9 protein-coding genes are annotated in these 11,745 nt (G+C 34.1%); 3 read left to right on the top strand and 6 right to left on the bottom strand.

Annotated features, from left to right (window positions below):
• Positions 1–65: 65 nt before the first annotated feature.
• The 5 genes from V1468_RS04030 to V1468_RS04010 form a co-directional block, all read right to left on the bottom strand.
• Positions 66–2,231, bottom strand: coding sequence for a prolyl oligopeptidase family serine peptidase (locus V1468_RS04030; protein WP_331808957.1), 2,166 nt, complete (start codon positions 2,229–2,231; stop codon positions 66–68).
• A gap of 147 nt (positions 2,232–2,378) precedes the next feature.
• Complete coding sequence (locus V1468_RS04025) at positions 2,379–3,368, bottom strand: aspartate-semialdehyde dehydrogenase (protein WP_331808956.1); 990 nt, start codon at positions 3,366–3,368, stop codon at positions 2,379–2,381.
• A 193-nt stretch (positions 3,369–3,561) separates the two neighbouring features.
• Entirely contained in the window at positions 3,562–3,963 is a 402-nt protein-coding gene (gene mscL, locus V1468_RS04020; protein ID WP_331808955.1) for a large-conductance mechanosensitive channel protein MscL, read from the bottom strand.
• 80 nt (positions 3,964–4,043) lie between these two features.
• Positions 4,044–5,153 (bottom strand): alanine racemase, encoded by a 1,110-nt coding sequence (gene alr, locus V1468_RS04015; RefSeq protein ID WP_331809344.1) that lies wholly within the window; start codon positions 5,151–5,153, stop codon positions 4,044–4,046.
• Positions 5,137–5,793 carry a thymidine kinase gene (locus V1468_RS04010; RefSeq protein WP_138432612.1) on the bottom strand — a complete coding sequence of 219 codons (657 nt, stop codon included), beginning with the start codon at positions 5,791–5,793 and terminating at the stop codon, positions 5,137–5,139. The genes alr and V1468_RS04010 overlap by 17 nt, the downstream gene beginning before the upstream one ends.
• Before the next feature lie 170 nt (positions 5,794–5,963).
• Between V1468_RS04010 and V1468_RS04005 the strand changes: the two genes are divergently transcribed.
• Entirely contained in the window at positions 5,964–6,710 is a 747-nt protein-coding gene (locus V1468_RS04005; RefSeq protein WP_331808954.1) for a hypothetical protein, read from the top strand.
• Here the strand turns inward: V1468_RS04005 and V1468_RS04000 are convergent.
• A complete protein-coding gene (locus V1468_RS04000) occupies positions 6,707–10,117 on the bottom strand; it encodes a DUF7933 domain-containing protein (RefSeq protein WP_331808953.1) in 3,411 nt (1,136 codons plus the stop codon). The two genes, V1468_RS04005 and V1468_RS04000, sit on opposite strands and share 4 nt — an antisense overlap.
• Before the next feature lie 91 nt (positions 10,118–10,208).
• On the opposite strand from V1468_RS04000, the gene rsmI reads away from it, so the two are divergent.
• Positions 10,209–10,886 carry a 16S rRNA (cytidine(1402)-2'-O)-methyltransferase gene (gene rsmI / locus V1468_RS03995; protein WP_331808952.1) on the top strand — a complete coding sequence of 226 codons (678 nt, stop codon included), beginning with the start codon at positions 10,209–10,211 and terminating at the stop codon, positions 10,884–10,886.
• Positions 10,883–11,581: a hypothetical protein gene (locus V1468_RS03990; RefSeq protein ID WP_331808951.1), complete on the top strand. Its 699-nt coding sequence runs from the start codon at positions 10,883–10,885 to the stop codon at positions 11,579–11,581. Before rsmI ends, V1468_RS03990 begins: the two co-directional genes overlap by 4 nt.
• Positions 11,582–11,745: the final 164 nt, after the last annotated feature.

The following is an 11,745-nucleotide window of genomic DNA, read 5'->3' as shown; positions in this document are numbered from 1 at the left end:
TCGTTTATAATCAAATAAAAAAAGGCAAATGACTATAAAGATTGGTCAGCTTAAATAGAATTTGGTTAACCCTTAACTTTTTCTTTCGTTTTACTTGGTAAGACATCAAAACCCATATTATAAAGAGTAAACCCAAAGATATCCGCATATTGTTCAATGGTTTTGCTTACAGGTGTACCAGCACCATGCCCAGCATCGGTTTCAATTCTTATAAGTGTTGGATTATCGCCAGTTTGCTTGCTTTGCAATTCTGCAGCAAATTTAAAACTATGCGCAGGTACAACCCTATCATCATGGTCTCCTGTGGTTACTAAAGTTGCAGGATATTTTACTCCTTCTTTTACATTGTGTACAGGAGAGTAGCCTTTGAGGTATTCAAACATTTCTTTACTATCTTCTGCAGTACCATAATCGTAAGCCCAACCTGCACCAGCTGTAAATGTGTGATATCTTAGCATATCTAAAACTCCCACAGCAGGTAATGCAACTTTCATTAAATCTGGTCGCTGTGTCATTGTTGCTCCGACTAATAAACCACCATTAGAACCTCCTCTGATAGCTAAATAATCTGATGAGGTGTATTTTTCAGAAATTAAATATTCAGCAGCAGCTATAAAGTCGTCAAAAACATTTTGTTTTTTCATTTGAGTACCTGCATCATGCCATTTTTTTCCGTACTCACCACCACCACGCAGATTAGCTACAGCATATATTCCACCTTGCTCCATCCATACGGCATTAGTAATACTAAAACTTGGTGTAAGAGATACATTAAATCCTCCATAACCATATAGTATTGTAGGGTTTTTACCGTCTAATTTTAAGCCTTTTTTATGGGTGATAATCATTGGGATTTTTGTACCATCTTTAGAGGTGTAAAACACTTGCTTACTCTCGTAGTTTTCTGGGTTGAAATCTATTTTTGGTTTTCTATATAGCTCAGAGGTTCCTTTCTCTATGTCATACTTATAGATACTGCCAGGTGTTACATAATTAGTAAAAGAATAATAAAGTTCTTTTTCTTCTTTTTTAGCACCAAACCCACCAGCACTTCCTACACCAGGCAATTCTACTTCTCTTACAAGTTTGCCATCATAGTCGTATTGTAAAACTTTAGATACAGCATCTACCATATATTCAGCAAAGAAATAGCCACCACCTGTTGAAGGACTTAAGACATTCTCCGTTTCTGGAATAAAATCTTTCCAGTTATCGGGAGTTGGGTTAGAGGCATCAACAGTAACGATTTTTTGATTAGGTGCATTAAGATTTGTCATAATGTAGAGCTTAGAGCCTACATTTTCTATAATGTTAGAGTCCGAATCTGTATGGCCTAAAATCTCTACTAAAGGTGCGTTAGGCACAGTAAGGTCTTTGATGTAAAGCTTATTTCCTGATGTAGACACTCTAGGTGTTATTACCAAATATCTATCATCTTCTGTAACTCCTGCATATATATAACGGTGTTTTTCTTCTGGAGTACCTCCATAGATTAATTGATCTTCAGATTGTTTGGTGCCTAACTTGTGATAATATACTTTGTGTTGGTCTGTTCTGGCAGAAAGCTCACTACCTATTGGTTTATCATAGCTAGAGTAGTAGAAACCATCATTTTTATACCAAGACATACCGCTAAATTTAATATCTACTAAGGTGTCTTCAACAATTTCTTTGGTTTCAGCATTCATTATTAGAATTTTTCTCCAATCACTACCTCCTTCTGAAATTGAGTATGCTAATGTTTTTCCATCTTTTGAAAAGCTCAATCCTCCTAACGAGATTGTTCCATCTTCTTTGAAGGTATTAGGGTCTAAAAATACTTCGGCAGTTGAAGGGTCTGCATCATTTTTGTACCTGTAAATAACGTACTGGTTTTGTAAGCCATCATTTTTATAGAAATATGTATAGTCTCCTTCTTTAAAAGGTGCTCCTATTTTTTCATAGTTCCATAGTTTTGTTAGACGCTCTTTTAACTCTTCTCGGTAAGGTATATTATCTAAATAACCAAAAGTAATTTCGTTTTGAGATTTTACCCAAGCCTCTGTTTCTGCACTTCGGTCATCCTCCAGCCAGCGGTATGGGTCTGATATATCTACACCAAAGTAATTATCAACAGTATCGACTTTTTTAGTTTCAGGGTAAGTTATATTAATAGGTTTCACTTTTTCAGATTCGTTTTTACAGGACATAAAAATACTGAGTAATGCTGTTGTTAGAAGTAATTTTTTCATAATAAGTTTTTGGTATTAAACCTCAATAAAAGTCAAAATTAAGACTGTATTGCGTTAATTTTTAAACATAAATAATGCTCTAACATCTCGTTAAATCATATGATGAAAGGTACAAAATTTAGGTATAGTCTAAAAACTATTAAAAAACTAAACTAAACCGTTATTTACTAGGTACTCTGCAATTTGAACCGTGTTAGTAGCAGCTCCTTTTCTAAGATTATCACTAACAACCCAAAGGTTTAGAGTGTTTGGTTGAGAACCATCTCTTCTTATTCTACCCACAAAAACATCATCCTTTCCATTAGCATACATTGGCATTGGATAGACATTAACATCTAAATTATCTTGTAATGTAACACCATCTGTATTATTAAGAATTTGCCTTACTTCGGTTAAATCAAAGTCATTTTCAAACTCAACATTTACAGCCTCACTGTGTCCACCTGCTGTCGGTATTCTTACAGCCGTTGCCGTTACAGCAATTGTTCTATCATCAAGAATTTTTTGAGTTTCTCTAACCAGTTTCATCTCCTCCTTTGTATAACCGTTTTCTTCAAAAACATCACAATGAGGGATAGCATTTTTATGAATAGGATAATGGTAGGCCATGTCTCCTTTTTTGCCAGCGATTTCATTTTCTAGCTGCTCTACAGCTTTTACACCAGTACCAGAAACAGATTGATATGTAGAAACAACAATGCGTTTTATTTTATATTTATGGTGAAGTGGAGCTAAAGCCATTACCATTTGTATTGTAGAACAATTTGGATTGGCGATAATTTTATCTTCTTTAGTTAGTTGATTGGCATTAATCTCTGGCACAACAAGTTTTTTAGTTAAGTCCATTCTCCAAGCAGAAGAGTTATCAATAACTGTAGTGCCTACTTCTGCAAATTTTGGAGCCCATTCTAAAGATGTACTTCCACCAGCTGAGAATAGTGCTATATCTGGTCGTTTTTCAATAGCAGAAGGGATGCTTATCACCTCATATTGTTTTCCTTTAAATTCCATTGTTTTACCAACAGAACGTTCTGATGCTACTAATAGTAATTCATCTATTGGGAAATTTCGTTCTTTTAGAACGTTTAACATAACACTGCCTACCAAGCCAGTTGCACCTACTACAGCTACTTTCATTTTTAGTGATTTAATTAAATATCGTGCAAAATTACGTAAAAAAAAGACCTTACTTTCTATTAGGAGTGGCCTTTTAACAACAAAAAACAAATTGTTAAATATTTAACTTTTGTGTTTTTTAGTAAAGAAAAACCCAGACAGCTCGTCTGGGTTTGGTTATTAAATATGTAGTATAGCGGTAGCTATATTCTATTTACTTTTTTAAAGAATCTCTGATTTCCATTAATAAATCGATTTCAGATGGTCCTGCTGGTGCTTCTGGTGCAGGTTCTTCTTTCTTCTTCATTTTGTTAACACCTTTTACAACCATAAACATTACAAATGCAACGATTATAAAATCAATAACGTTTGTTAAAAACGTTCCGTACTCTAACCATACTTCTCCTACCATTTCTCCTGCGTCGTTTAATGCTCCATCTTTTAATTTGTATCTTAATGCTTTAAAATCAGAATCGAATATCATACCAATTAGAGGTGATACAATTCCTCCTGTAAATGAAGCAACTACTTTATTGAAAGCAGCACCCATTACAAAACCTACAGCAATGTCTACAAGGTTACCCTTCATTGCAAATTCCTTAAATTCTTTTAACATAATTCAGTGTTTTAAATAGTTAGTATATATGTTAGTTAGATACTAAAATAAGTAAAAAGTCACAAATTGTTAAAAAAATCTTAAGTCGAGATAATATTTCTTTTAACGCGTTGAGATATTGCGGTAATAATTTCATAAGAAATTGTACCTGAAGATTCTGCAAGATTAGAGGCTTTATGTAAGCCATCAAAGATAATAACCTCGTCCCCTTCTTTACAGTCTATACCAGTAACGTTTACCATAATCATATCCATACAAACATTGCCAATTATAGGTGCTTTCTTTCCATTAATAAAAACATATCCTTTTCCTTTTCCATAAATTCTTGTAATGCCATCTGCATGACCAATTGGAATGGTGGCTGTTGTTTCATAATCTTTGGCTTTATGCACTCGGTTATAACCTACGGTTTCACCTTTTTCTATGGTATGAATCTGTGATATTACAGACTTTAAACTCGCTATAGGTTTTAGTTGCTTATCTTCTGCTACAGAATTCCCAAAACCATAAAGACCTACACCACTTCGTACCATATCCAAATGGCCTTCAGGATAGTTTATAATACCAGAAGTATTACATAAATGCAGCCATGGATTATAGTTTATTTTAGACTTAAATACTTTGGCTATAGATTTAAATGTTTCTATTTGGTGTTTTGAGAATTCTGTTTCATTTTTGTCTTCACTGGCAGCTAAGTGCGAAAAAAGTGATTTTACTTTTATTGATGTGGTTTCTTTTAGTTTTGAAACAATATAATCTACATCATTTTCCCAAAAACCTAGACGATTTAAACCTGTATTAAATTTAATATGAACAGGATAGTCTTTTTGTGATTGCTCTTCTGCAACCGAAATAAATTCACTTAAAATTCTTGCGCTATAAATACTTGGCTCTAAACAGCGTTCAATTATGGTTTTAAAATTTACTGGCTGCGGATGAAGCACTAAGATAGGAGTTGTAACGCCAGCATCTCTGAGTAAAACACCTTCTTTAGCGTATGCAACAGCCAAATAATCAATATTTAAAGTTTCTAGGTGTTTAGCTATTGCAACAGAATCACTACCATAAGCAAAAGCTTTTACAACAGCTAAAAATTTAGTGTTGGGCTGTAATTTAGATTTTAAGTAATTGAAATTATGTGTTAAGGCACCTAAATCAATTTCGAGAACGGTTTCATTCGCTTTTGGCATCCGACTTATTTTCTTTAGCATTGATCTCTTCAGCATCTTTCACTTTCATTTGTCTTACCTTATCTCTAAGCATAGATTTGTAAAAAGCAGCACGACTCAAAGGCTCGTATTCTTCAACCTCTCCGAGTAAAACCAAATCATCACTCTGTGCTTTTCTATAACTATACTGTGCTAAATTTCCTGTTTTGGTACAAATGGCATGAACTTTTGTAACATACTCTGCTGTTGCCATAAGATAGGGCATTGGGCCAAAAGGATTGCCTTTAAAATCCATATCCAAACCAGCTACAATGACACGAATGCCTTTGTTGGCCAAATCATTACAAACCCTTACAATTTCATCATCAAAAAATTGAGCTTCGTCAATACCAACAACATCACAACCGTCTGCTAAAATGGGAATGTTAGCAGCAGCAGGTACTGGAGTAGATCTGATTTCGTTAGAATCGTGAGAAACTACCATTTCGTCATCATACCTCACGTCTACTGCAGGTTTAAAAATTTCAACTTTTTGTCTGGCAAATTGGGCGCGCTTTAATCTTCGTATGAGTTCTTCGGTTTTACCAGAGAACATAGATCCACAAATAACCTCAATCCACCCAAATTGTTCTTTATGATTTACCGTATTTTCAAGAAACATTTCGTAATTTTAGCACTAAAACGTAGTTAATTTTCGTTTGTATAAAGGTCAATCAAAAATATTAAAAATCAAAAGTAATTAGGATGAAACATCTACTATTTATTTACAAATAATAATAGTGAAGTATACAGGTGTTTCATGAAACTTGCTTAACAATAAACTTAGATCACATGAAAAAGAAATTAGAATCAGAATTAATCAGCATAGCACATAGGATTCTAAAGTTAAAAGGAAGAGAAGATGTGGACAGAATGCACGAGGAGGTTACTAAGCTTTATGAGAAGTTGACGGTTTTAAAATTTGCACAAGAAAATTTTGAAGATGACATGCCAACCATAGGTAATGACTCTTCTTTTTTTGGTATGTTAGATACAGCGTTTAACAATACAGTAAGTGATAATATTGAAATTGGAAATAAAACTTACGTTAACGTAGATGAGGTAGAAGATGATGGTATTATGGAGCCTGTGATGGATAAAATAAAAAACATGGTAGCGCATATGCCAGAAAATTTGGAAGAGGTAGACGCAGTTTTAGAAACAATTAAACCTACCGAAGAGACTAAAACCATAGATTTTGAATCTATAACGTCTGATTTTGCTGATATTCCAGAGTTTGAACCCATTGAAGATGCAAAAAAACGAGAAGCCGAACAAGCTAAAAGATCTTTGAACGATAAGTTAAAAGGCAACGGACTTCAGATAGGATTGAATGATAAGTTGGCCTTTATAAAACATCTTTTTGAGGGTAAAAATGAAGACTACGATCGTGTAATTTCTCAAATAAACACAGCAGATTCTATTGTAGAAGCCAGAACACTTATTTATGAAATGGTAAAACCAGATTATAATAACTGGGAAGGCAAGGAAGACTACGAAGAGCGCTTTATAGAAATCGTTGAAGGTAAATTCAGTTAATAATTAAGATAGACATACCCTTGTAATGGTTTTGCAATACCATTAATTTCTAAAATGTAGAAGTACGTACCAACAGGCAATAAACCAGATGATTCTGGTATACCTCTATTTGCTCTACCATCCCAAGTATTATTGTAATTATTGGCTTCATAGATTAGCGTACCATAACGGTTATAAATTTTAATTCTATTATCAGAAAAGCGTTCTATGCAAGGAATAACCAAATAGTCATTTTCTAAATCTCCGTTAGGAGAAATTCCTTCAGGTACAGACAAGCAATTAGATATTTCTACAATGGCTTTATCTTCATTGTTAGTGTCATCTCTATCTACTTCATTTAAAGTATTGAGAAAAGCAACATTCAATAAATTGGTTGACGAAACTACCAAGACCGTAATCTGTAAAGTTTCGGATTGATTAGGGTCTAAAATCGGAATTGACCAAGACAACATACTATCGTTAAAAACACCAGAGCTAACTGTATAAGAAATGTATTCATACCCAATAGGAAGTGCATCTAAAACTTCAACAGCAGTTGCCTGAGTTGTGCCTACATTTGTTGCTGTAATAGTAAATGTTACTTCTTGGCCAACAATAACTTCGGTAGGCTCAACAGATTTTAGAATTTCAATATCTACGTTAGAAGTATCTACAATAACATTTAATGTGGCACTAACTTGAGATGCATCTAAGTTATTAGTATCACTTATATTTTGAAAGTCGTTAAGGTATGTTCCTTCAACATCTGCTGTTACCATTACCGAAAATGTACAACTTTCCACACCATTCGGAAAAGTTAAATCTGTAACTCCCACAAAAGTATCACCTGCAATCCCACTAAATGTCGCTGTACAACCATTGTCTTCTATCCAAACAGGAGTTGAGGTTAAAGTGACTCCTGCAGGTAAATTATCGGTAAACCCTATGCCGTTTTGAGTAGGACTTGAAGCAATGTTGTATACGGTAAAAATTAATTCGCTTTCACCTCCTTCAAAAATTGTATCTGGGAAAAAGATCTTATCAAGTATTGGCGAAACTACCTGTACACTATTAACTGAAATATTGGTTTCGGGAGTTAACTCTTCATTGTTTGAAGCACTAGGAAAGGCTTCAGCAATATTATTAAAAGCGCCACCAAAGCTTGGAGCTATTACAGGAATTGAAACTCTGACTGTTGAACCTGCTTCCATGGTTGGTATTATACCTGTTATTGTATTTCCGGAAGTGTTAAAAGAAGAAATACATGTTGCATTACCAGAAGTTATACTACAGGTAGGTGTGCCAATAATCGTAAAGGCATTGTTTAAAACATTTTCAAACGCTATATCTATAGCATCAGAGCTGGTTGTGCTATTGCTTATATCAACAATCCAGTTAAAAGACGCTCCTGTATCTACTTGAGCAAATTCAGGATAAGTTTGTACCACTAAATCTATACATGGAGCAAAAAAAGTTTCTACAAAAGTTACATTATTGGCACCATTAGAATCAGGTACGTCATTTACGTAATATGCTCTTACATAGTTTGTACCAATCATTGGTAGGGTAGAACATTCGGGTTGCCAATCTACAGTAACAGTAAAGGAAACCGAACTATTGGCAGGAAGTACCCAGTTATCTTCAGGTAAAATTTCCCAAAACGTATCAAAACTTCCATCTTCGGTAACACCATCAAAAGGAACACCAACATAAGCATTGTTAATTGAAAAACAAGAAGCTGTTCCTGTGGTTCCTGAACACTCAATACTGACTAAAGTTCCAGTGATAGGCACGTCATCACCCAATGGAACAGGCATATGATCTTGCACTTGTATAGGTTCATCTGTGTCTCCATTGTTGGTCACCGTAATTTCATAAGTAATTTCTCCCCATTCAGCAGTATTTGTTTGAGAACTTCCTATGGGTAATTCAGGAAATATTTGAGTTTTAGAAACTTGTAAATCAGAAAGGTCTTCATCATCACAAATCTCCGCAGGTGGAAGGACTAAGTCGTTATAATGATAATTATTATCTAGGTTTACGTCTATAGTTTGAGTTGGTAATAGTGAAACCTGACTTTTAACGAGACCTTCTCCAACAGATGGAAATGGACTACAAAGAGGCTCAATGAATGTAACAACTGTCTCAATAGTTATGGTTGTATTAGGTTGAAGTATAAATTCACTACTTACCCATATCTGACCATTATCTGAAATCGTGAAATCTCCGCAGGCTACAGGTCCTGTTGTTGTTATACAGTTTACAGAAACAATACTCCAGTTTATAAATGGAGACAAATTTTGAAGATAAAAAAACAAAGGTACCTCAGCCGGTCCATTGTTACACACTGTTGTTTCAAAAGTTACCTCTTCATCATAATCGATATCTGTTGAATCTACAGGATCAATAAGTTCGGTTTCAATGCATACATCAGTAACAGGACACACATCGGCATTTAACAAAATAGTTTCCACAAAGTTTGAAAGGTTTGAGGAAACATTAGCGTGATTTAATTCAATTTCAATAAAGCTATCAACCGTTATTGGCATTGGTTCTGTTGAACATGAAAAATTATTATAGCGATAAACCATTTCAAAAGTTACACTACCTCCAGAGGTAATTTCAAAATTGTTAAACCCAAAGAGGGAAGGTGCAGAGGTGACAGCAGTGGTATAAATAGTTTCTGTGTAACCATTAACAGTGCTTAGATCTGGGCAAAGCGTTCCATTGGTTGCTCCTAAACATTCTAGAGAAACAAATTCCACAAAGGGTTGTCCATTACCAATAGGTGAGGTTAAGATAAGACGACCATCAATAGCCTCAACAGGAAAATCTATCTCACTATTATTAGTTATGGTAAATTGATAGGTAACTTCGTCTCCCCAAGCACTTATTGGTGTACCTGGAGCAGGTTGAATTTGGGTATGTGTAACTACAAAATCAATAACAATATCTAATACATCAATAGAAATTATAGACTGGTTATTACTGGTGTTAGTATCTGTAGTTCCATTTGGTGGACTTATGCTGCCATTAACAGCAATTCCACCTAAATTGGTTGGTGCAGAAACCAGGACCAAGAGCTCTACACTAGAATTGTTGGGCATATTAGCTACTGTGGCAGTGAGCATATTACCTGTAATAGAAATAACCGAAACATCCGATGCACCATTGATGGTATTCTGAGAATTTGTGGAAATGATGGTAATATCATCATCAAAATCTACTGAGATAGTTGCATTATTTACAGCATTACCTGAGTTAGATAGTGTAATCAAATACTGAAAATCTTCATAAATATCTACTTGAGAAATTGCTGTTCCGCTGAGGTTTTGAGCTTCAATATTAATGGATAAATCTGCGGTTTGACTAAGTAAAAAAGAGGCATTACACAAAAAGAGTAATAAAAGATAAAGCGGTTTCTTCACAGGTTGGTTTTATATCTAGATGTAGATTCTTACAAATGGTTGCGTTAAGATATACAAAAGATTGTAAATTTGAGATTAAGATTTATGATACATGAAACTATACCTAGTCCCAACACCAATAGGAAATTTAAAGGACATTACGTTTAGAGGCATTGAAGTTTTAAAAGAAGCAGATTTAATACTTGCTGAAGATACCAGAACTTCTGGAAAACTATTAAAGCATTTTGAAATTTCCACACACATGCAAAGTCACCATATGCATAATGAGCATAAAACGGTGAATAGTCTTATTGAAAAACTAAAGTCCGGACTTACAATTGCTGTGATTAGTGACGCTGGTACACCTGCGATTTCCGACCCTGGTTTTTTATTAGTTAGAGCTTGTGTAGAAAACAATATTGAGGTTGAATGTTTACCTGGAGCAACAGCCTTTGTGCCAGCATTGGTAAATAGTGGTTTGCCAAACGATAAGTTTGTGTTCGAAGGCTTTTTGCCAGTAAAGAAGGGTCGCCAAACTAGACTGTTACTCTTAGCAGAAGAAACCCGAACCATGATTTTTTACGAAAGTCCGCATAAGTTAGTAAAAACTTTAGGGCATTTTTGTGAGTATTTTGGAGAAGATAGACCAGTGTCTGTATCGAGAGAACTTACTAAACTTTATGAAGAAACAGTAAGAGGAACAGCAAAAGAAGTTTTAGAACATTATACCAACAAACCTCCAAAAGGTGAGACTGTTATTGTGGTTGGAGGGAAAACTGATAAAAAATGAAGTTAAGTTTATTAATTATAGTTTCATTGGTCTCGTTATTAACTGTTACCAATGAACAAAAAACAATTAAAACAACAACTGAAAACGCAAAACAGGTAGATTGCGATTTATTACCAAGTGTTAGGTCTAATCATCCTGTTAACTTTCATATAAATGAAATTGATTCATCTAAATATAACCCTCGAGCATTTCAAGATCCTTACAAATTGACAATTTTTGCCAATAGTGATTCTATCGAAAAAATTTATCAAGAAGATTATCCTGAAATTTTTAAGAAAACAGATAAAGGATACAAGTTTAAAAACAGCCAAGGACAAGAGATTATTGCAGAAAATAATTTAGAACAAGAAAAGTTGTATTCAAAATATGAGTTTAAGGCAGGTTTTGAGAACTATGTTATGATTCTCTTGACATACTTTGAAGGAAGTCAAGTAGTAATTATTGACCTAGAAACAGGATTAGCCTTCACTACATTAGATAAGCCTAGATTTATAACAGAAACTAAACTATACAGCTTTGCAGATTATTATGGCGATTCAGATATTCACTTTTATAATATTGAGACGAAAGAGTCTGTTCATTTTTCTTTTCAAAATCTCAGCATAGTAGATTCTTATAATGTTTCTAATCACGTCTTTTTTAAGGCAATCTGTATGACTACAATGGAAGAGAAGTATTTTGAAATACTAAATTAAATCAAACAATTATAGTTTACTGTAACATGGTTTGACTTATTCTTATTTATATAACGAAAAACGCCTACTTCTGTTAGAAAATAATTTTCACTTTTTTTCAATAAAACAAAAACCTCACCATTTCTGATGAGGTTTTTTCAACTTTAAAGTTATCGAGAGCTTAA

The organism is Winogradskyella poriferorum, from assembly GCF_036553625.1.
Lineage (GTDB): Bacteria > Bacteroidota > Bacteroidia > Flavobacteriales > Flavobacteriaceae > Winogradskyella > Winogradskyella poriferorum.
Note: the sequence above shows the minus strand (reverse complement) of the source record. Positions and strands in the feature narration are given on the sequence as shown.

Excerpts from the sequence above, each read along its gene's own strand:
- V1468_RS04010 (WP_138432612.1), bottom strand. The coding sequence starts at position 5,793 with ATGTTTCTTGAAAATACGGTAAATCATAAAGAACAATTTGGGTGGATT.
- alr (WP_331809344.1), bottom strand. The coding sequence starts at position 5,153 with ATGCCAAAAGCGAATGAAACCGTTCTCGAAATTGATTTAGGTGCCTTA.
- V1468_RS04005 (WP_331808954.1), top strand. The coding sequence starts at position 5,964 with ATGAAAAAGAAATTAGAATCAGAATTAATCAGCATAGCACATAGGATT.
- mscL (WP_331808955.1), bottom strand. The coding sequence starts at position 3,963 with ATGTTAAAAGAATTTAAGGAATTTGCAATGAAGGGTAACCTTGTAGAC.
- V1468_RS04025 (WP_331808956.1), bottom strand. The coding sequence starts at position 3,368 with ATGAAAGTAGCTGTAGTAGGTGCAACTGGCTTGGTAGGCAGTGTTATG.
- V1468_RS03990 (WP_331808951.1), top strand. The coding sequence starts at position 10,883 with ATGAAGTTAAGTTTATTAATTATAGTTTCATTGGTCTCGTTATTAACT.
- V1468_RS04030 (WP_331808957.1), bottom strand. The coding sequence starts at position 2,231 with ATGAAAAAATTACTTCTAACAACAGCATTACTCAGTATTTTTATGTCC.
- rsmI (WP_331808952.1), top strand. The coding sequence starts at position 10,209 with ATGAAACTATACCTAGTCCCAACACCAATAGGAAATTTAAAGGACATT.